Annotated in this window: 16 protein-coding genes; 12 read left to right on the top strand and 4 right to left on the bottom strand. The window is 64.8% G+C overall.

Annotated features, from left to right (window positions below; all coding sequences use genetic code 11):
• Positions 1–83 precede the first annotated feature (83 nt).
• Positions 84–1,997 carry an aconitate hydratase gene (locus GD606_RS15375; protein WP_163301735.1) on the bottom strand — a complete coding sequence of 638 codons (1,914 nt, stop codon included), beginning with the start codon at positions 1,995–1,997 and terminating at the stop codon, positions 84–86.
• A 262-nt stretch (positions 1,998–2,259) separates the two neighbouring features.
• Between GD606_RS15375 and GD606_RS15370 the strand changes: the two genes are divergently transcribed.
• Positions 2,260–4,038 carry a 6-hydroxymethylpterin diphosphokinase MptE-like protein gene (locus GD606_RS15370; RefSeq protein WP_163301736.1) on the top strand — a complete coding sequence of 593 codons (1,779 nt, stop codon included), beginning with the start codon at positions 2,260–2,262 and terminating at the stop codon, positions 4,036–4,038.
• 14 nt (positions 4,039–4,052) lie between these two features.
• Here GD606_RS15370 and GD606_RS15365 read toward each other — a convergent pair whose 3' ends face one another.
• The 3 genes from GD606_RS15365 to GD606_RS15355 all read right to left on the bottom strand — a co-directional run bounded on the left by GD606_RS15365 (position 4,053) and on the right by GD606_RS15355 (position 8,112).
• Positions 4,053–5,363 (bottom strand): alpha/beta hydrolase family protein, encoded by a 1,311-nt coding sequence (locus GD606_RS15365; RefSeq protein WP_246298838.1) that lies wholly within the window; start codon positions 5,361–5,363, stop codon positions 4,053–4,055.
• A gap of 131 nt (positions 5,364–5,494) precedes the next feature.
• Positions 5,495–6,631 carry a pyridoxal phosphate-dependent aminotransferase gene (locus GD606_RS15360; RefSeq protein WP_163301737.1) on the bottom strand — a complete coding sequence of 379 codons (1,137 nt, stop codon included), beginning with the start codon at positions 6,629–6,631 and terminating at the stop codon, positions 5,495–5,497.
• A gap of 14 nt (positions 6,632–6,645) precedes the next feature.
• Positions 6,646–8,112, bottom strand: a complete 1,467-nt coding sequence (locus GD606_RS15355; protein WP_163301738.1) for a dynamin family protein — start codon at positions 8,110–8,112, stop codon at positions 6,646–6,648.
• A 194-nt stretch (positions 8,113–8,306) separates the two neighbouring features.
• Between GD606_RS15355 and GD606_RS15350 the strand changes: the two genes are divergently transcribed.
• The 11 genes from GD606_RS15350 to GD606_RS15300 all read left to right on the top strand — a co-directional run bounded on the left by GD606_RS15350 (position 8,307) and on the right by GD606_RS15300 (position 25,800).
• The gene (locus tag GD606_RS15350; RefSeq protein WP_176629318.1) at positions 8,307–10,529 is read left to right on the top strand and encodes a PAS domain-containing sensor histidine kinase; all 2,223 of its coding nucleotides are present in this window, start codon (positions 8,307–8,309) and stop codon (positions 10,527–10,529) included.
• Positions 10,502–10,870 carry a response regulator gene (locus tag GD606_RS15345; RefSeq protein ID WP_176629317.1) on the top strand — a complete coding sequence of 123 codons (369 nt, stop codon included), beginning with the start codon at positions 10,502–10,504 and terminating at the stop codon, positions 10,868–10,870. The genes GD606_RS15350 and GD606_RS15345 overlap by 28 nt, the downstream gene beginning before the upstream one ends.
• A gap of 130 nt (positions 10,871–11,000) precedes the next feature.
• Positions 11,001–11,567 carry a type I restriction enzyme HsdR N-terminal domain-containing protein gene (locus GD606_RS15340; RefSeq protein WP_163301740.1) on the top strand — a complete coding sequence of 189 codons (567 nt, stop codon included), beginning with the start codon at positions 11,001–11,003 and terminating at the stop codon, positions 11,565–11,567.
• 235 nt (positions 11,568–11,802) lie between these two features.
• Positions 11,803–13,590: a hypothetical protein gene (locus GD606_RS15335; protein WP_163301741.1), complete on the top strand. Its 1,788-nt coding sequence runs from the start codon at positions 11,803–11,805 to the stop codon at positions 13,588–13,590.
• A 560-nt stretch (positions 13,591–14,150) separates the two neighbouring features.
• Entirely contained in the window at positions 14,151–16,394 is a 2,244-nt protein-coding gene (locus GD606_RS15330) for a vitamin B12-dependent ribonucleotide reductase (RefSeq protein WP_163301742.1), read from the top strand.
• Between the two features lie 189 nt (positions 16,395–16,583).
• Positions 16,584–17,288, top strand: coding sequence for a cell division ATP-binding protein FtsE (locus tag GD606_RS15325; protein WP_163301743.1), 705 nt, complete (start codon positions 16,584–16,586; stop codon positions 17,286–17,288).
• Between the two features lie 7 nt (positions 17,289–17,295).
• Positions 17,296–18,171, top strand: a complete 876-nt coding sequence (locus tag GD606_RS15320; protein WP_163301744.1) for a cell division protein FtsX — start codon at positions 17,296–17,298, stop codon at positions 18,169–18,171.
• A gap of 25 nt (positions 18,172–18,196) precedes the next feature.
• Positions 18,197–19,090: a sirohydrochlorin cobaltochelatase gene (locus tag GD606_RS15315; RefSeq protein ID WP_163301745.1), complete on the top strand. Its 894-nt coding sequence runs from the start codon at positions 18,197–18,199 to the stop codon at positions 19,088–19,090.
• 278 nt (positions 19,091–19,368) lie between these two features.
• Positions 19,369–21,459, top strand: a complete 2,091-nt coding sequence (locus tag GD606_RS15310; protein ID WP_163301746.1) for a methyl-accepting chemotaxis protein — start codon at positions 19,369–19,371, stop codon at positions 21,457–21,459.
• A gap of 418 nt (positions 21,460–21,877) precedes the next feature.
• Positions 21,878–22,732 (top strand): ectoine/hydroxyectoine ABC transporter substrate-binding protein EhuB, encoded by an 855-nt coding sequence (gene ehuB, locus GD606_RS15305; protein WP_163301747.1) that lies wholly within the window; start codon positions 21,878–21,880, stop codon positions 22,730–22,732.
• An 80-nt stretch (positions 22,733–22,812) separates the two neighbouring features.
• Positions 22,813–25,800 (top strand): PAS domain-containing hybrid sensor histidine kinase/response regulator, encoded by a 2,988-nt coding sequence (locus tag GD606_RS15300; RefSeq protein WP_163301748.1) that lies wholly within the window; start codon positions 22,813–22,815, stop codon positions 25,798–25,800.
• Positions 25,801–25,804 lie beyond the last annotated feature (4 nt).

Here is a 25,804-nt window from a genome sequence, read left to right as displayed (position 1 = left end):
TGCGCTTGCCGCAGTGAAGCCCCGCCGCCGTGGTCGCCTGAGATGCGGCGGCCGGGGCCTTCCTTCGTGATGTGGCCGGGCTCCTACCGCCTGACGGTATTGAGCAGGCCGCCGGACAAAATAATGTCCAGTTCCTTCCGGGTCAAATCATTTGTGACCATGACCGGCTCGCCGCCCTCGACCGCGACGGCTGCGGCCTCGCCGGGACGGATGTCGGCGGTGGCAAGGCGCAGGACCGCGCCCTGGGCGATGCGGTCGTAGTCGGCCTTGTCCGCCAGAATCAGCGGCAGGATGCCGAAGTTGACCAGGTTGGCCCGATGGATGCGGGCCAGGGACTTGGCGATGACCGCCTTGACGCCCAGATGCCTTGGCCCCAGGGCGGCATGCTCGCGGCTCGAGCCCTGGCCGTAGTTCTCGCCGCCAAGGATGATCCCCTGCCCCAGTTCCTTGATGCGGGCCACGAAGCCCGCGTCCACCCGGCTGAAGATGAACTCGCTGATGGCCGGGATGTTGGAGCGCAGCGCCGTGATCTGGGCCCCGGCCGGAAGGATGTGGTCCGTGGTGATGTCGTCGCCGACCTTTAAGGCCACGGCGGCCTCGATCACCTCGGGCATGGCCGCGAACTTCTCCAGGGCCTTGATGTTGGGGCCGCGCACGATCTCGACCGCTGCCCCGTCGACGGGCGGAAAGAGGAAGAGGTCTGTGATGCTGGGCACGCTGTCCGGCAGTTCCACCCTGGCCGGGGCGTCGCCCCAGGTGGCCGGGTCGGTGAAGGCCCCGCGCAGGGCGGCCATGGCCGCCGTCTGCGGGCTGACCAGATAGACCTGGGCGTCCTGGGTGCCGCTTCGGCCCTCGAAGTTGCGATTGAAGGTGCGTGCGCTCACCCCGCCCGAGGTGGGTGAGCCGCCCATGCCGATGCACGGGCCGCAGGTACACTCGAGAAGCCTGGCCCCGCTGTCGATGATGTGGGCCAAAAGGCCCTCGGCGGCCAGCATGGACAGCACCTGTTTGGAGCCCGGCGAGATCATGAGGTCGGTCTCGGGATGGATGCGCCTGCCCTTGAGCAGAAGCGCCACGGTTTTGAGGTCGGCGTAGGAGGAGTTGGTGCAGGAGCCGATGGCCGCCTGATGGACCTTCATGCCGTCCAGGGCCTTTATCGGGGTCATGCGGTCGGGCATATGCGGCGCGGCGGCCAGGGGAACCAGCGTCGACAGGTCGATAACGACCTCGTCGTCGTAGGCCGCGCCATCGTCGGCCACAAGCTCGCTGAAGTCTCCCGGGCGGCCCATGCGGGCCAGGAAATCGCGGGTCACGGCGTCGCTGGGAAAAATCGAGGTGGTGGCCCCAAGCTCCGCGCCCATGTTGGTGATCACCGCCCGCTCGGGCACGGACAGGGTGGCCACGCCCGGCCCGGCGTATTCCATGACCTTGCCCACGCCGCCCTTGACCGTCAAAAGGCCCAGCAGGTGCAGGATCACGTCCTTGGCCGTGGCCCAGCCGGTAAGCCGGCCGTCGAGCCAGATGCGCACGACCTTGGGCATGGGCAGGAAATAGGCCTGCCCGGCCATGGCCAGGGCCACGGACAGGCCGCCCGCGCCCATGGCCAGGGAACCGATGCCTCCGGCCGTGGGGGTATGGCTGTCCGAGCCGACCAGGGTCTTGCCGGGTTTGGCGAAGTTTTCCAGGTGCAGCTGGTGGCAGATGCCGGTGCCCGGGGGGGAATAGATGATGCCGTAGCGCGCGGCCACGGTGCGCAGATATTGATGGTCGTCGGGATTGCGAAAGCCCATCTGCAGGGTGTTGTGGTCCACGTAGCTGACGGAAAGCTCCGTGGCCACCCGGTCGATGCCGATGGCCTCGAACTGGAGGTAGGCCATGGTGCCGGTGGCGTCCTGGGTCAGGGTCTGGTCGATGCGCAGACCTATCTCGCTGCCGGGAACCATGTCGCCGCTCACCAGATGGGCGGCGATGATCTTTCGGGTGATGTTTTCAGCCATGCTCGCGTTCCTCTCTCGGGGGGTGGTATAGGCGTCGGGATTGCTTGCCCGCGAGAAGGGGCGAAGTCAAGGGGCGCAGGAGAAAAGCCCGCCAGGCAAGGGATGCGCCACGGGGTCGCCCGGCAGACAGGCGCCCGGAACTGCCCGTTGTAAAATCCCAAGGTTCTGGCATACTCCACTGGCGCAAGAGGCGTGGCCAATGGGTTCTGGCGCCAGGGAAACAGACACTACTCGAGGTGGATCAGAGGGCCATGACGCGTATATGTTTACCACGAAATTAGACGTATTGGACAATTATGACGGCGCATCCCTCGTTGTCATGCTCGGGGCATGCGACCCGGGCGCCGAAGTACCCGCCGAGAATATCTTACGCTTTTCCGAGGTCGATGGGGCCTCGCTCTCCGTCATCAGTCGCCTCAACCCTTTCCTCATGCGTCATGGCGTCACCCTGCTCGTCTCTTCACACTTCGTGAGGGAAGCTTTTTTTTGGGTCCGCCAAATCCAAAAAAGTCTCGTCTTCAACTACACAAAATACGTCTGGTTTCCCAAGCAGGACACGTCCACCCCTGACCCTTTCGATTTAGGGCATGACAAGGGACCGCTTGCCGACCTGGCCTACCGGTGTAATGTCTTGGAGAACCTTCCGTTTCTCATGGCATACCCCAGGGCCAAGGCCATTCAGGATATGGGTTTGTCTTGTCCGGTTTTGGCCCTTTCCCCCGGCCCGTCCCTGGTCGGCCTGCGCCCGCATTTCGCGGAACTTGCAGCGCGCTTCCTGGTCGTGTGCATTTCCCGCTCCCTGGAGTTCTGCCATTTTTGCGGCGTGGTTCCGGACGTGGTCGTCCAACTCGACACCCACCCGGAGCAGGCCACCTTTTATAAACCAGAGATGGACTTCTCTCATTCTTGGCTGCTGATGCTTTCAAGCGCACCGGTTAAAAAATACGCCTCCCGATTCGCCGGGGCTTTCGCTATCGACACATTTCTCCCTCAAGCCTTCAAAGAAGCGTACGACATGCGCTGTTCCTGGCTCAGCTCCCTTATCCCGACTCTTGGCGCTGTGGAGTTGTTTTGTCCAAAAACTGTTTTGCTGGCTGGCGCCGACTTATCCTACTCGGGTTCGAAATATTTCAATGGCGGCCTCCAGAACGCCTCCCATGTCAAACCTGTCAATTTCGACCACTTCACCGAAATAGCGGCAGTCCGTAACGGCCACTTTCCTGTACGAATGATTGACGGTCAAGTGGGCGAGACCACACTCCAATTTATGGCAACAGCCAATGAGGCGGAAACCGTTGCCCAGGAAATCAGCAGGAAAAACCGTACAGCCTTTTTCAATGTAACCGGCTCGGGAATTCTGGATCCAAGTATCTTCGCCACCGCCGCTCCTGAAGATTTTCTTCAGGAGCCGTTGCTCGACCGTCGAGTCTTGCGGGAGGCCATGGAAAAAGCCCGCCACAACCGCCAGGAAATCCACTCGGTCTCCGTAAGGAAGTATATCCGCCTCCACACGCAACGCAGTGAGGCGCTCCTTCCCCAGGCGCGAATGATCGTCTCCGGGCCTCCCGACTCTCCGGCCGCCACCCAGCTTCTTTCGGCCGGAAAGCTCATTACCTTCCTGCATCCCCTCCAGTCGCCGAAGGATGGCCTGCAGTTGTGCCTGAAGCTGGTGGAGAAATATCACAAAGCCGCCTCCCGGGCAGAAACCCTGCAACGCCTGAATGATATGGCTTCCGAGGGACAAGAGATACCGGTATTGGCTTTAACCGATGAGATGGAGGATATAAGCGCCCGCCTTTCGGCTCGATTTCCTCGTGGGGCGTGGAAACGTCATTACTCTTTGGGGAGAACGGAAAATCCAAACTGGTTTTTTCTTTCGTCTCGCAAGATACCGGAATTTATCGGCTCCCACCCCGTAATCCTGGCCAGTTCGCAATACATGGATGCATATGATTATCTCCTTTCATTGCTGCCATGCGACCATGTCTGTTGCATAGAGGATCTGCTGCGTCTCCCATGGCCAGGTTTTTCTTCTTTGTGAACGCCGCATTTGGCCTATTTGAGCACCGCATCCAGCCAGTCGAAGAGCACCACCCCCACCAGGCTGCGGTTTTCCATGATGCAGTGGTTGGACGCCCCCTCGTCGGCCGGGGTGACGACCATCTTTTTGGCGGGATGGGGAAACCCGTCCAGAGCGATTTTTTGCTGCCGCTGCACCTCCTGGCTGGCGTATTCCCCCTCGCCGACAATGATCAGCGCCGGTACGGCGATCTTCGCCGGGTCGAACGCATTGCCCGCATTGGCCGCCACCAGCCCGGCCGGATTGTCCATGGCCACGCCGTAACGCCAGCAGATGGATTGCACCACGCCGCTGTGGAACGACGACCAGGAGGCCATGTCCTGGGCCGTCGTCTTTGCGGCGGGCATGGTGGAAAACAGGGCATGGGCGTCCACCACGGCGGAGTTCATGGCCACGGCCCTGATGCGCAGGTCGTGCTGGGCGGCCTGGGGCGCGAACAACCCGCCGCCGCTGATGCCGTAGGCCGCGAAACGGGCGGGATCGACCTCGGGGCGGGCCAGGATGGCATCCGTCGCCGCCTTCAGGGGAACGTACGTGTCCGTGCGAAAGACCTGTCCCTCCAGGGGCATAAGTCCCTGGCCGGGTAGATCCACGGTGACGAAGTTGTAGCCCCGGGCAAAGGCCTGGGGGGCGATGTAGAAATACAGATCCTCAGCAAAGGTCTCGCCGCCGCCGATCATAAACAGGGTCTTGTGCGGCCCCGGGCCCGGGACGGCCCGGAAGTAGCCCGGCAGCACCGTGCCCGCAAAGGGAACCTCGAAATAGTCCAGGGGCGGATCGAAAAGCGGCCCGGCTTTACGCATGAGCTCCCGGACCCTGGCCCCCCGCTCCTTGAATCCGGGATTGTCCGGCAGCATGGAGACCAGGGAGATGCGCCAGGCGTAGGCGGCGCGCAGATACTGTTCCCGGGCGCTCACCTTGTGCCCGGCGGCCAGGGAGGCGTCGCCCCGGGCCGCGAGACGCCCGGCCAGTTCGGCCCACTGGGTCTGCCAACTGGCGGCGTCGCCGTCAGCGATGTGCGAGGCGGCGTAAAAGGCCTCGCCGATCTCCACCCCGCCGTTGACGGCCGAGCCGAGAACCAGATTCCCGAAGTGGAAATCCATGTCCCCTTCCGTAAAAAAATAGTGGAAGGCGGTGGCGTGGGCGTCGAATTTCGTGGCGGCGTCCGCAATTGGCGCAATTGGCGCTCCTGGCGCGTTCGGGCCCGGCGGGGCGGCATGGGCCGCAACCCCCGCCAGGACGCAACATGCCGTACAAAAAACCGCCCGAAGCGTGCGTCCGACCATCTTGCCCCCCCTTCCTCCGACATTTTTGCGGGCCTTTCACCCGGCCTCCGGCAACCCGTTCGGATCACGTCCGCCCTCACGCGGGACATGGCCCCGGGGCCGACATCCGCCGCCCCTGTGCGCCGATATCCTCACCGTCCCGCGATATACCTTTTCAGCCGGGCCAGGCCCTCGGCGATGTTCTCCAGGGAATTGGCGTAGGAGAACCGCAGATGCCCCTCGCCGCCCGAGCCGAAGTCGATGCCCGGGGTCACCCCGAGGTGGACCCTGTCCAGGATGTCGTGGGCCAGGGCCAGGGAGTCCGGGCCCAGATGCCGGGCGTTGACCAGCACGTAAAACGCCCCCGTGGGCTCCACCCGGATCGCAAACCCCAGCTCCCGCAATCCCGCTACGAGAAACCTGCGCCGCTCGTCATAGATTTTGCGCATGCGCTCGATGTCCGGCCCGGCCTCGGTCAGGGCCGCGATCCCGGCCCACTGGGCCACGGACGAGGCGCAGATGAAAAAGTTCTGCTGCAACTTCTGAAGAAGGCACAGGTACTTTTCCGGCGCGATGAGATAGCCCAGGCGAAACCCGGTCATGGCGTGCAGCTTGGAAAAGCCGTTTAGGACAAAGCAGTTGTCCGTAAATTCCAGGGCGCTGCTGGCTTTCCCCTCGTAGACCAGGCCATGGTAGATTTCGTCCGAGATAATCGCCGGGCCAAGCCCGCAGATGCGCCGCATGTTCTCCCGGCTGATCACCGTCCCGGACGGGTTGCCGGGCGAATTGACCAGGATGGCCCGGGTCTTTTCGTTGACGCGCGCGGCCAGGACGTCCGGGTTGAACTGGAAGCCGTCCTCCTCGGTGACCGGAATGTAGGCCGGGTTGGCCCCGGTGAAGCGGATGAAGTTCGGATAGCAGGCATAGCCCGGGTCGGTCAGGAAGATGTCCTGGCCGGGCTTGGCGAAGGCGGCGAACAGGAGAAACAGGGCTGCCGAGGTGCCGCCCGTGACCACGATGTTTTGCGGCTTGACCGTGACCCCGTATTCGGCGGCGTAGTGGCGGCAGATGGCCTCGCGCAGTTCGATCAGGCCCAGGCTGTGGCTGTAGTGGGTCTTGCCGTCGCGGATGGCCCGGCAGGCGGCCTCCTTGACGCAGTCCGGGGTGTCGAAATCGGGCTCGCCGATCTCCAGGTGGATGACGTGATGGCCCTGGCGCTCCAGGCCCTGGGCCTTTTCCAGGATGTCCATGACCAGAAACGAGGTGATGTCCTTGCAGGCGGGATTCATGATTTTTCGTGTCTTCATAGGGTGGTTGGGGTGTCGGACGGCTCGGGGCGGGGCCCCGAGGGTTGGGCGTAGCGGTCGTTTAGGGCCTGCACCAGGGACTCGGCCCCGGCGATGGCCTCCCGGACGCGCCGCCGCGAGGCGTTGCCCCACCCGGCCGGTTCCGAGGCGAAAATGCTGCGCCACCATGCGGTATTTTTGTCCATGGCCCGCTCCAGGGCCTCGCGCAGGGCCCCGGGCGGATTCTCCCGGGCAAGGGCCCGGCGCAGGCGGCCCTCGGCCAGCCCCCGGGCCTTGAAATGGACGAATCCAGCCCCGGCCAGGACCAGGGCCGCAAAGGGCCAGGCCCGCCAGGAGGCGGAAAAGATCCAGTCCAGCCACCCGGGCAGGAAACTCCCCCCGGCGGCAGGCCCGGAGGCAAACGAGGCCGCAACGCACAGGGCGGCGGCGATTCCGAAAAAAAGCGCATCGAAGCGCAACACGCTTGTGCGCCAACGCCCCGCAAGCGCCCGGATGCGGGGCACGAAATCGTCTTCGATCTCCCGGGCCATCTTCTCCAGGGCCCCCACGATGCGGTAGGCCCGCTCCACCCGCACCTGGGCCATGCGGCCGTGGATTTCCGCCAGATCCTTGTCCCGTTTGGCCGCAAACCGCCTGGCCAGGGCCTCGTCCGCGATGGGCAGGGCCGCCTCGGGGCTGTAGACCCGGTAGAACCTCCCGGCCGTGAGCCCATGCTGGGCCAGCGACCGCTGCCAGGCCCCCACCACCTCCTCGGGATTGTCCTCCCGGGCGGTCACGTCCATGCGGTTTAAGACATAGAGGAACTTGCTTGAGTCCTTGCGGTTCACGGTCCCGGCCACCAGATGGCGCAGGGTGTCGCGCATGGCCCCGGGCTCGGGGCGGTTGGCGTCGAAAAGGACCAGCACCAGATCCGAGAGGTCCATGATGTAGTCGGTGATGCGCAGCGTGGCCGTGCGCTGGGCGTCGGCGTCGAACCCCGGGGAGTCGATGAGGATGAGCCCCTTGGCCCGCTCGCCCGGGCAGGTCTTGAGTTGCAGATAGGCGTCGATGCGGCCGCCCTCCCCGGCCTCCACCTTTTCCAGCTCCTGGCTCATTTTGTAGAAGGGAAAGCGCAGGTCGGCGTCCAGGGCCACGCCGGGCAAGACCCGGGACGAGGGCTCGGTGGTGTAGCAGATGACCGTGAATTTGTCGTCCACGGCGTGGGTGCCGGTGTGTTGCAGGGAGTGGCCCAGATAGTTGTTGATGAAGGTGGATTTGCCCGCCGAAAACGGCCCCAGCACGGCGACCAGCGGCCACCAGGCGATGCGCGCGGCAAAGGAGCCCCCCTTGGGCAAAAGCCCGAGCCGCCGCCCCACGAAGTCGAGCTTTCGAAAAGAGGCCACCGCGTCCACCAGAAGGGGATTTTCCCGGCGCAACTGCTCTTCGAGATTTTTCAAATCCGGGGCGTGATCGTGATTTTCCATGCCGTCTCCGTCGTTTGGACAGGACTAGCGCATCCCCGGACAAAAATCGAGCCGCCGTGACGGCGACCCTGCCCGGCGGTAGGGCCACCCGCCATGCCGCCCGTATCCCTTCTGCCGCCCTTCATCTTGTCTTCTCCCCACCCCTGGGATATCTTTGTTTAGATACGAAAAACACTTCGGCCCTGGACGCCCCCATGTTCAAGCCGGGCAACAGATACGTCCTTCTCATCCCTGCCGTCTATTTCCTGGCCGCCGGGGCCTGGATTCTATTCTCCGACCTGGCCGTCACGGCGCTTTTCCGCGATCCCCAGTCCATCGCCGACATGCAGACCTTCAAGGGCTGGTTCTTCGTGATGGCCACCAGCCTGCTGTTGTACGCGCTGCTGCGCCGGGTGGAGGCGGGCCAGCGGGGACACACGGACAGCCTGTTCGCAGCCAGGCGGGAGATTGCGGCGGCCGGGGACCGGTTGGCCTCCGTCGTCAACGCCGCGCCCCTGGCCATTTACCTCCTGGACCGGGAAGGCCGCGTCAGCCTCTGGAACCCGGCGGCCGAGCGGCTCTTCGGCTGGAAGGAGGCCGAGGTCATGGGACGGCCGCTGCCCACGGTGCCGGAACAGCACAAGGCTGAATTCGAGGCCATCCTGGCCCGGGCCTTTGCCAAGGCCCCTCCCGCCAACCTGGACGTGGTCCGGATGCGCCGGGACGGCTCCCTCCTGGAAGTCAGCCTGCACGCCGCCCCCATCGACGATGGCCACGGCGAGCTCACGGGTGTTTTGTTCATGGCCTCCGACGTGACCGCCGCCCGGGAGTTGGCCCGGGAGCGGGACCGGCTGTTCAACCACTCCATGGATCTTTTGAGCATCACCGATTACGCGGGCGTCCTGCAGCAGGTGAACCCGGCCTGGACCCGGACCCTGGGCTATTCCAGCCAGGCCCTTGTGGGCCGTCCGGTGGTGGAGCTGGTCCACCCGGACGATCTGTCGGCCTTCCTGGCCATGGGGGAACGGCTGGTGGAAGGCTCCCCCGTGCGCAACTTCGAGGCCCGCTACCGCACAAAAGACGGTTCTTACGCCTGGCTGTCGTTCGCCTCCCATCCCCTGCCCGAGCAGCAGCGCATCTTCTCCGTGGCCCGGGACATCAGCGACCGCAAGCTGGCCGAAGAGGAACTGCTCAAACGCCGCCGATTCATGGAGGTCGTCCTGACCAGCCTGCCCATCGGCGTAAGCGTGCGCCTCCTGGACTCAGGCCTGGCCACCTTCCAAAACCCCCGCTATTCCGAGATTCTCGGCTGGCCGCCCGAGGCCCTGGCCACCCTGGACGGCTATTTCGGCAGCCTCTTTCCCGATCCCCGGGAGAGAACCGCCATCCGGGAACGCATCTTATCCGACGTGCAAAGCGGCGAACCGGGCCGCATGTCCTGGAAGGATCTGCCCATAACCACGGCCAAGGGCGAACGCCGCCACGTCACCATCGCCAGCTTCCCGGTTCCGGGGCACAACGTGCTGGTGGCCACGGTCCTGGACACCACCTTCCGCACACTGGCCGAACAGTCCATGGCCGAGGCCAAAAAGCAGGCCGAACAGGCCAACCAGGCCAAAACCCAGTTTCTGGCCAACATGAGCCACGAACTGCGCACCCCCTTAAACGCCATCTTCGGCATGTCCCAACTGGCCCAGACGACCTCCCTGCCGCCCGATCAGGCCGAATGCTGGGACATCACCTTCCAGTCGGCCAAAAAGCTCCTGTCCATCGTGGACAACCTCATCGAACTGGCCAACATGGAGTCCGGGGCCGTACAACTGACGGTCAAGGAATTCGACATCCGCTCCCTGGTGGACTCCCTGTGCCGCACCCACGAGGTGCAGGCCCGCCTCAAAAATCTGAACTTCACCTGGCGGGTCGCCGACGATGTCGGAGACATCCTGGTGGGCGACCCCTTCCGCCTGCGCCAGATCCTGGTCAATCTGCTCGTCAACGCCATCCGCTTCACCATGCGCGGCGGCATCACGCTGACCGTGGAACGCTACGAAGCCCCCCCGGACGGGCCGCGCCGGGTCTTTGTGGACCAGGGCTTTGCAGGAGAATGCCTGCTGTTTCGGATCGCGGACACGGGCATCGGCATCCCCGCGGACAAGCTGGCCTCGATTTTCGACAGCTTCGCCCTGGCCGAGGACTACCTGACCAAAAAATACGGCGGCACGGGCCTGGGCCTGTCCATCGCCAAGCAACTGACTGAGCTTCTGGGCGGTTCCGTCTGGGTGGAAAGCACCCCCGGCCAGGGCAGCGTCTTTTCCTTCACCGCCGCCTTCTGGCTGCCCACCTGCCGGGTGTCCTTCCCCACGGACGACGCCCCCCCCAGGACACGGCCGCCCCCCTGCGCGTACTTCTGGTGGAGGACGACACCAGCAACCGCTTAAGCGCCGCGACCATGCTGCGCCACATGGGCCATGCCGTCACCGAGGCGGAAAACGGGCAGGAGGCCCTGCGCGCCCTGGCCAGCGATCCCTTCGACATGGTGCTCATGGACATCCAGATGCCGGTCATGGACGGCCTGACGGCCACCCGCCACATCCGGCACGGCGAAGTCCCGGGCCCGGTCAAAAACATCCCCATCGTGGCCCTGACCGCCTACGCCATGGAGTCCGACCGGGAACGGTTCCTGACCGCCGGAATGGACGATTTCCTGGCCAAACCCTTCGAGATGCAGGCCCTGGCCGACACCGTGGGACGGGTCATGGCCAAGCGCCGTTTCAACTAAAACATACAAAGCCCCTGGCGGGGCGTTGAGCCGCCAGCGGCGGCCGGGCCGGATTGACACCGCCCCCCGAGATGCTACCTTTTCGGGGCCGCGGCCTGTGTGCGGCCGAATCTTTCGCAGCGGGGACGCCATGCACGAAGAAAGCCTGAACCGGGTCATCCGGGACTACCTGACCGGCGAGGACGTGGAAGAGACCTCCTACGAGGAATTTCGCCAGGCGTTGGCCCGGCTTCTCGTGGAGGAACGGGGCTATCCCAGGGACCGGATGTGCGCCAAGGCCGGGGTGTGCTTTCCCATGGAGGGCAAAGACTATACCCGCATGGTGGATCTGGCGGTCACGGACGGAAGCGGCGCGCCGCTTCTGGTGGTCATCTTCTGCTCCGGCGAACCCGGCTCCTACATCCGCGAGACCCTGGCCGCCTCACGGCTTTTCGGCGACACGCCAGCCCCCCTGGCCCTGGTCACGGACACCAAGGAGGCCCTGCTCCTTCGCGTGGCCGACGGACACATCCTGGCCCGGGGCGGCATGCGGACCATCCCCCATTTCGACGAGCTGACGCGCCTGGCCGCTGCCTCGCCCGCGCCCCGGCTGTCCGAGGAGGCCATAAACCGGGAGCGGCGCATCCTCTTCGCCTACAGCGAGCTTTTGTCCGGAGGCTGTTGCGCCGGGGCCTGCCGACCGACGGCCAGGCGATAATTCCGGCGGCGGGGGCAAATATCCAGACGCGCCGCCACGGATCAGTCGCCGGAGCGCCAGTCCGCCGCTGTCCAGGCCTCCCCGCCGAAGGAATGCCGACGCCTGGGGGTCGCCCCGCCGCATCCCCGGACATGAAAGCGGGGACTCCCGGTTCCGGCCGACAGCCCGGGCAGGCCCAACCGCACCAAGAGCCCCCCGTGACATCCCGTTCCCCTTCAAAACCAGAGATGACCTGATGAACGCTGCCAGTCTCCCATTCGATATCGAGCGCGAACTTCCATTCCCGGATCCCAGCTTCAAAAACGTGTTCGTCTTTGATCATATCCCAAAATGCGCCGGAACCTCGTTGCATGCCATGTTCGACAGGGACTTTCCAGGATATGAACATATCGAATCCCCCATTTCATGTATATCATTTGCAGACAAAGTAAACGCCTCCACCTGTTCAAGCCTCTATTGCGGCGGGCATTACGTATACGGCATACATGAACTGCTGAATGCAGATTGCAAAGTATACTACATCACATTCCTGAGAAACCCTCTGGCCGTCGCCTATTCCCTTTATCGCTATGGCATGCAGACAAAACTGTACAGCTATGGCTCATTCGTCGATTATCTTTTCGACAATCCGTATATATCCATGGTCAGGCATCTGGGCGGAACGGTCGAACGGGCCATCGCACGCCTGGAGAATTATTTTTTCATCGGCTTCGTCGAGCAGCTGCGCGAGTCCGTTTTCGCCTTGGGGAAGGCGCTTGGCATATCCTTTGGCGATATCCCCTTTAGAAATCAGTCGCAAAACAATCCACGCACGCCGTGTGCCCATATCCGGACGGAAACCATTCAGAAATATTGCCATGACTTCGCTGTGTATGAGTATTTCTCCGGCAAGATCACCTTCCCTCCGGTTCATGCCCGCGCTATCAGCCCCACGGATGTATCGGCCACGGGCTCCTGCCGCGCCGTCGACGACTGGCATAACGGCCCCTCGTCAAAAAACAATCCGACAACGGGCTTGAAACTCGAAACAAACGACAACACCGACGACAACATCTACACCTCGCTGTTGCTCGCAAAAATCAACGCCGCCATGGACGATGCGACCTTCCATTTTCTTCTTGAAGGCATACGCAAGGGCGCCAGGCTGACCATCAGCCCGCATCAGGTCACGACGCCGGAACGATTCCGCGCCCTCTTCGAAATACTGAAAACACTTCTGGGGAAATCCTCTTGTGACCGGAACACCTGCGTCTCCATTGAAGCTGGCCATCTCTTCTGCACACTGGCCAGTTCCCCCTATGCCAGGCGCATGGGCCTCGACCTCGACATGGCCAAACGCAACGCCACACGCTTCCCCTTCCGCCACAGCGCCCATTTCCAACTGGCCCAACTCCAGCGGCAGCATGGTGAAACGGAAAACGCCCTGACCACCCTGGAACGTATCCCGCCCGACGCACGATGGACAACTTTCACGAATGAATACATGGCAAACCTGTCCTGTCGCCGGGATGATCCCCTGGGCATCCTGGAACATCTCGCCCCAGAAGCCGTCACGCCGCAAAAAAGGGCCCTCGCGTTCCTGGAAGACAACTTCGAATGCTCGCGGCGGGTCCGCCTTGCGGCTTTGCCCGCAGGCAACACCTTGATCGTGGCCTCTGGGCCGGTCATTCTCCTTGAAGACCTCCTGGCCTCCCTCCCCCGCGACCTGCCTGGCCAATCCTTGCTCCTGCCGAAACGAAACTTCAGGGAAAAATATGCGGCGTGGGATGTTTTCCTTTTTGACGGATGGTTCGTCCCGAATCACCACTATCCGTGGACCGACGCCCTCCTCAGCAAAGGCTTCAAAAACGTCGTCCTGCTTTGCTCGGATTTCGCGGCCCTAAACAACATCCAGAATTTCATCGATTTTTTCGCCCTGCTCCCCCAGGCCTCAATATACGCCTACATGATGTCGAATATCTTTGCCGACAGACACAAGAAGTCCTTGATCGGCCTTCGGACACACAGACAGCCGCCTGTCTGACGATTTTTTCCCAGGCGGCCATGGGCGCATCGGCCACCGTTTGCATGGGCGCAGGCCCCCGTCTTCCCCGTTTATCGGCCATCTTGCCGACGGCCACGACATTTCTTTCAAGGGGCGCCCGCCTTGGGATTCATGCGCGTCTCCATATGAAACATCCGGCCCGGCGCACCTCGGCTGGCCCTCCGGAAGAGCTGCCCGGAGAGGGTTGTCCCGAATTCATACCCCTGTGCATTGCCCTTCCGCCGTCTTTCGGGATCCGCCGCAACCATGCCCGGGCATGCCCCCCCATCCCGAAAAATTTTCTTTTTCTTTGAAATCACGAATTACTTTTCGGAATTTTGGATCACGTCGGCCAACTAGGCCGGGATTTCCGCGCCCCGCATCAGGCGTCATGCGGTTGCAGGCATAGGGCAAATAACGTAGCTTCCCCTGCACCCCGGCCGCATGCGCTTGCATTTCCCGGCCAAGCTCAATCCTTCGAAATGTTTATTTTTTCCGTGGCGTCGCAGACGCCCGGATAGTTTTCGTCAACCGTTTCGACCCATTGGAGATCGCGCCACATGTCCGATTCGCCCACCGCCCCGTTGCCCGCGCCCGCCGACCTGCCCGCCCCGGTCATCAACCCAAACGCCACCATCGTCCTTGGCAAACGCTATCTGCGCAAAGGCCCTGACGGCCGCCCCCTGGAGGATGAAACCGGGCTCTTCTGGCGCGTGGCCCTGGCCATCGCCAGCCAGGAGGCCAACTACGGCGAAGAGCGCGACGTCACGGCCACGGCCCGGCAGTTCTACGACCTCATGACCTCCTACAAATTTCTGCCCAACTCCCCCACGCTCATGAACGCCGGAACGCCGCTTGGGCAATTGGCGGCCTGTTTCGTGCTGCCTGTGGGCGACTCCATGGAGGAGATCTTCGACGCCGTGAAATTCGCCGCGCTCATCCACAAATCCGGCGGCGGCACGGGCTTTTCCTTCTCCAGGCTTCGGGCCAAGCACAGCCGGGTGGGCTCCACGGGCGGGGTGGCCTCGGGGCCGGTGTCGTTTATGCGCATCTTCAACACCGCCACCGAGCAGGTCAAACAGGGCGGCACACGGCGCGGGGCCAACATGGGCATCCTGCGCGTGGACCACCCCGACATCAAGGAATTCATCACCTGCAAGGAACACGAGCACGCCCTGGACAATTTCAACATCTCCGTGGGACTGACCGAGGCCTTCATGCAGGCCGTGGACGCGAACCGCGACTACGACCTCATCGATCCCCGCGACGGGATCGCGACGGCCCGGCAAAGCGCCCGCGAGATCTTCGAGCTTTTGGTCCGCAAGGCCTGGGAGAGCGGCGATCCGGGCATCGTGTTCTTAGACCGCATCAACCGCGACAACCCCACTCCGGCCCTGGGCGAGATCGAGAGCACCAACCCCTGCGGCGAACAGCCCCTTCTGCCCTACGAGGCCTGCAACCTGGGCTCCATCAACCTGGCCCTGATCTTTTCCCCCGCCGCCCCCGACGGCGTGGACTGGGAGGAACTGGCCCGGATCATCCGGCTGTCCGTGCGCTTTCTGGACAACGTCATCGACGCCTCGCAATATCCCCTGCCGATCATCACCGAGATGGTCCGAAAAAACCGCAAGATCGGCCTGGGGGTCATGGGCTTCGCCGACCTGCTCTACCGGGTGCGCGTTCCCTACGACAGCCCCGAGGCCCTGGTTTTGGCCGAGCGGCTCATGAGCTTCATCCAGGCCGAAGCCCAAAAGGCCTCCGCCGCCCTGGCCGCCGAGCGCGGCCCCTTTCCGGCCTTCGACGTCTCCGTCTTCCCGGCCAAGGGACAAGGGCCCCTGCGCAACGCCACCACCACCACCATCGCCCCCACCGGCACCCTGTCCATCATCGCCGGGTGCTCCTCGGGCGTGGAGCCGCTTTTCGCCTTGAGCTTCGCCCGCCACGTCATGGACGGCGAAAAACTCGTGGAGACCAACCCGTATTTTCGCGCCGCCCTGGATGCGGCCGGGCTGTCCCGGCCGGACATCATCGCCGAGGTGGCCCGCAAGGGCTCCGTGGCCCACATGGAGGAGATTCCCGAGGCGTTGCGCCGGATTTTCGTCACGGCCATGGACATCGAACCCGTGTGGCATTTGCGCATGCAGGCCGCCTTCCAAAAATATACCGACAACGCCGTGTCCAAGACCGTGAACCTGCCGAACACGGCCACCAAGGAGGAGATCGCGGGCATCTACCGCATGGCCTTCGAGCTCGGCTGCAAGGGGGTGACGGTCTACCGCGACGGCTGCAAGACGGCCCAGGTGCTGTGCACCGGCGAGGCCGGGCAGGAGGAGGCCCCCAAGGCCGCCACCCGGGTCAAGACCCGGCCCGACGTGGTCTACGGCTTCACCCAGAAGGTCAAAACCGGCCTTGGCGAACTCTATCTCACGGTGAACGAGGTCGACGGCAGGCCCTTCGAGGTCTTCGCCACCATCGGCAAGTCCGGCCGCTCGGTCACGGCCAAGGCCGAGGCCATCGGACGGCTGGTGTCGTTGGCCCTGCGCTCGGGCGTGGACGTGGAGGACATCGTAGGGCAGTTAAAGGGCATCGGCGGAGAGAACCCGGTGTTCCAGAAAAAGGGGCTGCTTTTGTCCATCCCCGACGCCGTGTCCTGGGTGCTGGAGAGCCGCTACATGGCGGGACAGACGGTCAGCGACGGCAACGGCTCCCTGACCACCCCCCGCTGCCCGGACTGCGGGGCGGAGCTGGTGTTCGAGGAAGGCTGCCACATCTGCAAGTCCTGCGGCTTCACCAAATGCGGCTGATGCCCGGGCCGCACCTCATACCCACGGCCACGGACAGGAACCTTGGCCCCGGGCGCGGCAGGACGCCTCCTGGCGACCGGGCCATAGGTAGGCCGTGGGGCCGCATCACGCGGCACGGACGCGCCGGGACGCCGGAGGACGGGCATCGGCCCTGACCGGTCGGTTTTACTGAAGGCGGCATGGAGCAACATGGTACGGGTGCGCAATCTCTCCTTTCGGTTCGGGGCGCGGTGGGTTCTGCGCAACGTGTCGTTTTCCGTGGGCCGGGGGGGATTCGTGTTTCTGACCGGCCCCTCGGGGGCGGGCAAGACCACGCTTTTACGCATCCTGCACGGCGCCCTGCCCCTCCAGTCCGGCCAGGCCAGCGTGGCCGGGCACGACCTGACGCACATGAAAAAAAGCCGCCTGCCGGCCCTGCGCCGGGATGTGGGCGTGGTCTTCCAGGACTTCAAGATCCTGCCCGGGCGCACCGTACGCGACAACGTCATCCTGCCCCTTGAGGTGCGCGGCATGCCCCGGGCCAAGGCCGCCCGGCGCATCAAGGCCGTGCTGCATGCCCTAAAGCTCGACGGCCTGGCCGACTGCCCCTGCGCCGAACTGGCCGGGGGCGAACAGCAGCGGGTGGCCATCGCCCGGGCCGTGGTCACCGGCCCCCGGGTGATCCTGGCCGACGAACCCACGGGCAACCTGGACTGGGAGCTGTCGCTGAGGCTTTTGGACGTCTTTCGCCAGTTCCACCAGCACGGCACGAGCATCATCATGGCCACCCACAACCGGGACATCCTGGCCGCCGTGCCCGAGGCGGGCATCCTGCGCCTGTCCGGGGGCGAGGCGGACCAGGGCGGCTATGACGTGACCGAGGCCGCGGGTCTTTCCGGCCCGGACGGGGCGTAAGGAAACCATGGGCATGTTTCTCCGCCTGATCTTTCGCGGCATCCGCGACCTGTTCCGCCATCCCTGGCCCCAGGCCCTGACGCTTGCCGCCGTGACGCTCACCGCCTTTTTGGGCGGGCTGTTCGCCATGTTCCTGCACAATCTGGAAACCGAACTGGTGCGCCACCAGGGCAAGGCCCAATACCAGATCTTCTGGAAAAAGGACGCCGCCGAACAGGCGGTCACGGCCCAGTGGGAGCAGTTGCGGGCCCGTCCCGAACTGTTCGAACTGACCACGTTTACCCCGGACCAGGCCCTTTCGGTCATGCAGGAGGCCCTGGGGGCCGGGGCCGACCTGTCCTGGCTGCGCGGCAAAAGCCCCCTGCCCTTCACGGCCCTGGCCACCTTCCGCATCCCTCCGGACGACCCGGACTGGCCCAAACGGGCCTTCGAGGACTTGAAAACGCTTGAGGGGGTGGCGGCGGTCCACATCAATCCCCTGCAGATGGATTTGTCGCGCTCGGTGGTGGAGATCGGGCGCACGCTTCTGTGGCCCACGGGGGTGTTCCTGCTGCTTCTGGTGGCCCTGGTGGTGGGGAACACGGTGAAGCTGTCGCTTCTGGCCCGGGCCGACGAGGTGGCCATCCTGCGCCTGGTCGGGGCCCGGAACTGGTACATCCGGCTGCCGCTTCTGGTCGGCGGCGTCACCCTGGGGCTGGGCGGCGCGGGGCTGGCCCTGGGACTTTTATGGGTGTTGCAGCGCTCCCTGGCCGAGGTTTTGAACGTTCCCCCCCTGTGGATCAAAATCGCCTTTCTGCCCCTGCCCCATGCGGCGGCCCTGGTCGGGGCCATGGCCCTGGTGGCCGCCGCCGCCAGCTGGGTCGCGGCCAGGGACCGGGGCTGACCCGGCACAGGCCGCCCAACCATCCATGCCTGCCTCCCCTCCCACGCCCTCCGTCGGCATCATCCTGGCCGCCCACGGCTCGCGCCTCCCCGAGGCCCGGGCCACCCTGGAGGCGTTCACGGCCCGGGTGGCCGCCCTATATCCCCACTGTCCGGTGCGGCTGGCCCGGACCATGGGCGAATTGCACCACGGCCGTCATCTGCGCCCGCTTCTCGGGGCACGCTCGGTGGATGCGGCGTTTCTGGAGATGGCCAGGCTTGGGGTGTCCCGGGTGGCCGTGCAATCCCTGCATGTGGTGGCCGGGGGGGAGTTCGGCGAGGTATCGGCGGCGGCGGGCCGCGCCCGGCGGGGTGAAGGATTTGCCGCCGTGTCCGTGGGCGGGCCGCTTCTGCCCCCGGCCGGGGATGACGGCGGACGCGCCAGACAGGCCGGGATCGTCCTGGCCGCCGAGACGCTCCTGGCCAGCCTGCCGCCGGAACGTACGCCGGGCGAGGCCGTGGCGGTCATGGGGCACGGGGCCAGGGGACCGGCCCGGGAGACCTATGCCGCCCTGGCGGCGGAACTTGCCCGGCGCGATCCGCTGGTTTTTTTCGCCACCCTTGACCGCACCAGGGCCGACGCCGCCCGGGAGGACTCCCACATCGGCCGCCTGCGCCGGGCCATCCTGGACAGCGGGGCCGGGCGGGCCTGGCTTGTGCCCTTTTTCAGCGTGGCCGGGGCCCACGCCCGGCGCGATCTGGCCGGAGACGAGGAGCATTCCTGGCGCGGGACGCTGGCCCGGGCCGGGATCGACTGTGAACCGGTCCTGTTCGGCCTTCTGGAGATCGAGGCCTTCGCCCGCATCTTTCTGGACCGCCTGCACGCGGCCCTGGCCGGGCTCGACGCGGCGAACGGAACTTCCGACGGGATCATTGCATGACCCTGCCGGGAACTGAGCCCTCATCTTGAAAATGCGTCTCAAAATCAATTAATCCCCACTCTGCCTGACGCACCCTCTGCGGGGAACGCCGTGTCGGCCATCGCAACAACGTTATTTTGTCTCCATTTCACTCCAACAACGCGCTTTTTGTAACAATATCCCTTTTCTGTTGCCAAATCGTCACGTTCATGCAACGAGTCTGAAATGGACGGGCTCAATCCGCATTGAAGCAAACGCGTGGTCAAGGCCCATAACCTCGAAAGCGCGGGGGAACCGACGTGCGCATCAACATCTCCTTCAAACTGGTCTTCCTTGTCGTGGCCTCGGTGCTGGTGAGCGGTGCCTCAGCCCTGGTGGCGTCGTACTATTCCGTGGGCGAAGGTTTCGAAAAATCGTTCATTGAGGCCATCGGCTCAGACCAAAAAGTGGTCCAGGACCGGGTGGACCGCATGCTTGCAGACTACGCCGGGCTGGCCCAATCCCAGGCCGTGCGGCCAAATGTCATTAACGGCGTGGCCACGGCGGATGCGGCCCTGCTCAAAAAGCTGGGCCAGGATCTGATGCAGACCGGGCAGACGGATTTCATCGTCTTCGTGGACGACAAGGGGACCGTGTTGTCCCGGGGCCACGACGACGCCGCAGGCGACAGCATCGCCAATCAGCAGTGCGTCCAAAAGGCCCTGGCCGGCTCCACATGCAGCACCTTCGAGCCCGGCAAGGTGGTCAAAATCTCGCTTCGGGCCACGGCCCCGGTGAAAAAAGACGGCAAGACCATCGGCGCCGTCGTGGTGGGCATGAATGTCTCCAAGGACGACGCCTTCGTGGATTCGGTGAAAAAGATCCTCGACGTGGAAACCACCATTTTTTACGGCAACGTGCGCGAATCCACCACCATCATGGCCGACGGCAAGCGGGTCGTGGGCACCACCATGGACAACAAGGCGGTCACGGACGCCGTGCTTGGCCGCAAAGAGATCCATGTGCTCAGTCTGTCGCTTTTCAAAAAGCCGTACATGGCCGTGTACTGGCCGTTTTTCGACGCCGACGGCAAGGCCGTGGGCATGTTCTTTTTGGGCAAGGACATGTCCGTGATCACGGCTGCGCAGCAAAACGTCTTCCTGCACATCCTCTACGTCTGTCTTGCGGCCATGGCCCTTCTGGCCGGGGTGGGCCTTTTCGCCTCCAAAAAGTTCACGAAGCCGGTGTTGCGGCTGGCGGCGTTCGCCCGCAAGGTCGAGGCCGGAGACTATTCCAGCACCCTTGACGTCAAGGTCGATGACGAGATCGGGGATCTGGCCATCTCCATGGGCAACATGGTGGCGGCCCTCAAGGACAAAATCGGCGAGGTGGAAAAGGCCCTGCAAAAGGCCGCCCAGGAGACGGAAAAGGCGCAGCGGGCCATGGATGAGGCCCAGGCCGCCAAGGAAGCGGCCGAACGGGCCAAGGCCGAGGGCATGCTGCACGCCGCCGGGAAACTGGAGGGCGTGGTCCGCGTGGTCAACGCCGCCTCTGAGGAACTCACGGCGCGCATCGACCAGTCCAGCCGGGGGGCCGAAAACCAAGCCCAGCGGGTGGGCGAGACGGCCACGGCCATGGAGGAGATGAACGCCACGGTGCTCGAGGTGGCCAAAAACGCCTCCCAGGCCGCCGAGACCTCCGATGCGGCCAAGAAAAAGGCCGAGGAAGGGGCCGTCGTCGTGGACCGGGTGGTCTCCGGCGTGGGCATGGTCCGGACCCAGGCCTTCGGCCTCAAGCAGGACATGGACACCCTCGGCAAGCAGGCCGAGGGCATCGGCCGGATCATGAACGTCATCTCGGACATCGCCGACCAGACCAACCTTCTGGCCTTAAACGCCGCCATCGAGGCCGCCCGGGCCGGGGATGCGGGGCGCGGCTTCGCCGTGGTGGCCGACGAGGTCCGTAAGCTGGCCGAAAAAACCATGACCGCCACCAAGGAAGTGGGCGAGGCCATCCAGGGCATCCAGACCGGCACCACGACCAACGTCAAAAACGTGGAGCAGGCCGTGCGCACCATCGAAGAAGCCACGGAACTGGCCACCCGGGCCGGGGAATCCCTGAAGGAGATCGTGCATCTGGTGGATCTGGCCGCCGACCAGGTGCGCTCCATCGCCACGGCCTCGGAACAGCAGTCCTCGGCCAGCGAGGAGATCAACCGGTCCATTGAGGAGATCAACGCCATCTCCACGGACACCTCCCAGGCCATGCGCGAGGCCTCCGGGGCCGTGACCGACATGGCCGGGCAGGCCCGGGAGCTCACGCAACTCATCGAAGAGATGCAGGCCGAGAGCGGCGAGGCCGGAACGGCCCGGCCCCTGCCCGGAGGCAGGCGTCCCAAGGCGCTGCGCTAGTGCGGCGCCCACAAACAAACAGGCATGTATTTTGTGAAGAAAAATCCTAAGCTCAAGGCGTTGCTTTTCGCCAAACCATAACGGCTATTTCCGAACGCAATGGGAGGGCCGCCCCCGGCGGCTTTGGGCCTGCCCAGGCAGGCGGCATGCTGAACTGATGATTTCATGAATCAAACGCCGTCTTTTCCAGACATGACGTACGCGACGCTGTTCAAGGGGCCGGGCCGCGAGGCCTAGCCCTTGGCTTTCAAAATTCTCCGGGTCGGGCCGCCCGCCCCTGCCCCCATATTCCGTTCCAAAAAAGCTATCCCCACGACTCGTTGCATGGTATCGTGTAATGAATCGCTCTTTTCGCAAACGGCATCCGCCCTGGGACGGACACGACATCCCGCTGTTCGAAAGACATGGAACCGACCCCATGAGACGCCCCGGCCCCACCACCCTGGCCGCCCTGGCCGCCGTGGCCATTGTCGGACTGCTCGTCGCCCTGGCGATCCTCTTCATGGCCCCGGAGCAGGAACAGAAGACCTGGACCGGCAAAACCCTGCGCGTGGGCTACGCCGAGGAATATCCCTTCGCCTTCCGGGACGCCTCGGGACGGGTCACGGGCGAGGCCCCGGAAACGGCCCGGGCCGTGCTGTCGCAGCTTGGCGTCACGGACATACAATGGGTGCTGGCCGATTTTTCCAGCCTCATTCCCAGGCTTGAGGAGGACGACATCGACATGATCGCGGCCGGGATGTTCGCCACGCCTGAGCGCGCCAAACGCATCGACTTTTCCCTGCCCACGGTCCAGGTGGGCCAGGGCCTCCTGGTCCGGGCCGGAAACCCCAAGGGCCTGTCTTCCTACGACGAAACGGCCAGCCGACCGGACGTGGTCCTGGCCGTTTTGGCCGGGTCCGTGGAAGAGGACTATCTGAAGGGCCTGGGCATCCCCGGGGCGCAGCTCTTTCGGGTTCCGGACGCGGCCACGGGGGTGGCCGCCGTCACGGCCGGGCGGGCCGACGGACTGGCCCTGTCCGCCCCCACGGTGAACCTCCTGGCCCGGGGCACGAACGGCGCATGCCAGGCCGCCGCTCCCTTCACCGGCCCCATCACGAACGGCCGGGAGGGCAAGGGGCAGGCGGCTTTTGGATTCCGCAAGGACGACACAGCGCTACGCGAGCGCATAAACGGCGTACTGGCCGATTTTGTCGGCTCCCCCAGGCACCTGGAATTGATCGGCCCCTTTGGATTCAGCGCACAGGACATGCCTGGCGACACGCAGCCGTAGTCTTTCGTCCCCCACGCACGCGTCAGCAACGCCAGACCCGGCCCGCCTGATCCGGCGCCCGGGCGCAGGAGAAAGAACTGGTGAGCCTCAAAAAAATCGCATCCACCCTACGCGAGGCCCTGCTGTCCGGCGACGTCTCCTTCTACGCCGTCATTGCGGTCACCGCCCTGTCCGGGACGCTGTTCTGGTTCGCCAGCGACGCCAGGCGGGAAAGCTTCCACACCTCGCTGCCGGTCATTGAAAATCTGCAACGGGCCCGGATCGAGGCCCTCAAGGGCGCCCTGGCCACCCAGCGGAGCCTGGCCGGGGAGGAGGGCGTGTCCCTGGCCGCCCGGGACGCCTTTTTCGAACAGGCCGCCCGGCGCATCCGGGAGGTGGCGGCCAGCCTGAACGCGGCCGGGGACGGCATGGCGGGAGATCAGACGGTTCTTAACGACGATCTCCACCGCTTTGAATCCCTGATCACGGATATGGCGCGGCTCTCGGCCCGGCGCACCACCCCGGAGGGCCGCGCCGACCCGGCCCTGGCCCTGGAGCTGCGCAGCATCTACGCCGCCCTGGAGGGCCTGGGCGATGAGTTGGAGCGTGGAGCCCGGGCGCGTTTCGCGGCGTTGGCCGCCAGGCAGGACGCCTTCACCACCTCGCTGCTTGTCTCCTGGATCTGTTTCCTGCTGCTGCTGGCGGCTTTTATCGGGGCCACGGGCAGGACTCGCCGCAAAAACGAGGCGCTTTTGCGGGAAAGCGAAGCCCGTTGGCAATATGCCCTGGAAGGCGCTGGCGACGGCGTGTGGGACTGGGACGTGCAGACCGGGGCCGTCAACCTGTCCCGGCGTTGGAAGGAGATGCTGGGCTTTGCCCCGGCCGAGTTGCCCGACACCTACGAGACGTGGCAAAACCTGGTGCATCCCGACGACCTGGCCATGGCCGAGGGTCGGCTGACCGCGCACATCCGGGGGGAAACACCCGATTATACGGCGGAATTTCGCATGCGTTGCAAGGACGGCTCCTACAAGTGGATACTCGACCGGGGCAGGATCGTGGCCCGGGACGACACGGGCCAGACACAGCGCATGATCGGCACCCATGCCGACATCTCAAGCCTCAAGACCGCTCAGGAGGCCCTGCGGAAAAGCCGGGAAGACCTGGCCGTAACCCTGCGCTCCATCGGGGACGCGGTCATGGCCACGGACGCGCAGGGCCGCATCACCCGCATGAACCCCACGGCCGAGCGGCTCACGGGATGGCCTGCGGACCAGGCCGCAGGGAAGCCCCTGGAAGAGGTGTTCGCCATCGTGGACACCCTCTCCCGTAAGCCCTGCCCCGGCATCGTGGACCGGGTCATGCGTTCCGGCGAGGTGATCGGCCTGGCCAACCACACCTCGCTTCTGTCCCGTGACGGCCGGGAACACCAGATCGCGGACAGCGCCGCGCCCATCCATGACGACACCGGGGCCGTGGTCGGGGTGGTGCTGGTTTTTTCCGACGTCACCGCCCAATACGCCGCCCGGGAGGAGATGCGCCACAGCGAGGAACGCTTTCGCACGGCCGTGCGCGAGGCCCCCTTCCCCATCATGATCCACGCCGAATCCGGCCAGGTGTACAGCGTCAACCGGGCCTTCACCGCGCAAAGCGGCTACAGCCTGGCCGATCTGCCGCACCTCGACGCCTTTGCCACCAGGGTGACCTGCGCCGACCCCTCCCTTACGGGGCTGGCGGGATTTCCCCCCTGCCCGTCCGAGCCCGGACGCACGATCCAGTGCCGCATCCTCTGCAAGGACGGGACCGACCAGTTCTGGGAGGTGGCCTGCGCCCCGCTTGGGGCCATGCCCGACGGCCAGTCCGGGATCATCACCATGGCCATGGACGTCACCGCGCGCAAGGCCGCCGAGGAGTCCCTGGTGGCGGCCAAGCTCCAGGCCGACGCCGCCAACCGCTCCAAAAGCGAATTCCTGGCCAACATGAGCCATGAGATCCGCACGCCGTTAAACGGCATCCTGGGCATGCTCCAGTTGCTCACCCTGACCAAGCCGACCGGGGAGCAAAACGAGTACATCGCCATGGCCGTCAAGTCCGGACAGCGCCTCACGGCCCTTTTATCCGACATCCTGGACCTGTCGCGCATCGAGGCCGGAAAGCTGACCATCACCCAGGCCGAATTCGCCCTGGACGACCTGCTGGCCGGGGTGCGCGAGGCCATCGCCCCGGCCTGCCGGGAACGGGGGCTGGCCCTGGAGATACGCGCCGCCCAGGGCGACAGCCGTCTGCGCGGCGACGAACTGCGCATCCGGCAGATCCTCGTCAACCTGGCCGGGAACGCCGTGAAATATACCGAGGCCGGGCATATCCGGGTCGAGACCTCGGTGCTGCCCGGGCGTACGCCGGGGCTGGCCACCCTGCTTTTCATGGTCGAAGATACAGGGGTGGGCATCGCCGACGACCAGATGGAACGCATTTTCGAGACCTTCACCCAGGTCGAAGGCGCCTACACCCGCAGGCACCAGGGGGCGGGGCTGGGGCTGTCCATCGTGCGCCGTCTGGCCCTGGCCATGAACGGTTCGGTCTGCGTGGAGAGCGAACCCGGGGCCGGCACGACGCTGTATTGCGCCGTGGAATGTCGGCGTGTCGACTCCGCTTTGCAGGCGGCGGCCGCCGGAAGGGCTGCGGCCTTCGCCCCCGCCGCCGGGATACGCCGCATCCTGGTGGCCGAGGACGACCCGGTCAGCCGGAAGGGCCTTGTGCGCATGTTGGAGAAGATGGGCTACCTGGCCAGTGGCGCGCAAAACGGTCAGGAGGCCCTGGAGGCCTTGACCCGGGAGGATTTCGACCTCATCCTCATGGACGTGCAGATGCCGGTTCTGGACGGGGTGGAGGCCACCCGGCGCATCCGCACCGAACCGGGTTTCGCGGCTGCGGCGGACATCCCCATCGTGGCGCTGACGGCCTACGCCATGACCGGGGACCGGGAGACGTTTTTGGCCGCCGGGATGAACGCCTATCTGGCCAAGCCCTTCGAGATGGACGATCTGCATACGATACTGGCCTCGATTCTGAAGGCCGAAGGGTCATGACCAA

The sequence above is a fragment of the Desulfolutivibrio sulfodismutans DSM 3696 genome, from assembly GCF_013376455.1.
GTDB lineage: Bacteria > Desulfobacterota > Desulfovibrionia > Desulfovibrionales > Desulfovibrionaceae > Desulfolutivibrio > Desulfolutivibrio sulfodismutans.
The sequence above is the reverse complement of the archived record's forward strand: the minus strand, read 5'-3'. Positions and strand labels throughout refer to the sequence as shown.

Coding starts and splice junctions, on each gene's coding strand:
- GD606_RS15375 (WP_163301735.1), bottom strand. CDS start 1,997: ATGGCTGAAAACATCACCCGAAAGATCATCGCCGCCCATCTGGTGAGC.
- GD606_RS15370 (WP_163301736.1), top strand. CDS start 2,260: ATGTTTACCACGAAATTAGACGTATTGGACAATTATGACGGCGCATCC.
- GD606_RS15365 (WP_246298838.1), bottom strand. CDS start 5,363: ATGGTCGGACGCACGCTTCGGGCGGTTTTTTGTACGGCATGTTGCGTC.
- GD606_RS15360 (WP_163301737.1), bottom strand. CDS start 6,631: ATGAATCCCGCCTGCAAGGACATCACCTCGTTTCTGGTCATGGACATC.
- GD606_RS15355 (WP_163301738.1), bottom strand. CDS start 8,112: ATGGAAAATCACGATCACGCCCCGGATTTGAAAAATCTCGAAGAGCAG.
- GD606_RS15350 (WP_176629318.1), top strand. CDS start 8,307: ATGTTCAAGCCGGGCAACAGATACGTCCTTCTCATCCCTGCCGTCTAT.
- GD606_RS15340 (WP_163301740.1), top strand. CDS start 11,001: ATGCACGAAGAAAGCCTGAACCGGGTCATCCGGGACTACCTGACCGGC.
- GD606_RS15335 (WP_163301741.1), top strand. CDS start 11,803: ATGAACGCTGCCAGTCTCCCATTCGATATCGAGCGCGAACTTCCATTC.
- GD606_RS15330 (WP_163301742.1), top strand. CDS start 14,151: ATGTCCGATTCGCCCACCGCCCCGTTGCCCGCGCCCGCCGACCTGCCC.
- GD606_RS15325 (WP_163301743.1), top strand. CDS start 16,584: ATGGTACGGGTGCGCAATCTCTCCTTTCGGTTCGGGGCGCGGTGGGTT.
- GD606_RS15320 (WP_163301744.1), top strand. CDS start 17,296: ATGGGCATGTTTCTCCGCCTGATCTTTCGCGGCATCCGCGACCTGTTC.
- GD606_RS15315 (WP_163301745.1), top strand. CDS start 18,197: ATGCCTGCCTCCCCTCCCACGCCCTCCGTCGGCATCATCCTGGCCGCC.
- ehuB (WP_163301747.1), top strand. CDS start 21,878: ATGAGACGCCCCGGCCCCACCACCCTGGCCGCCCTGGCCGCCGTGGCC.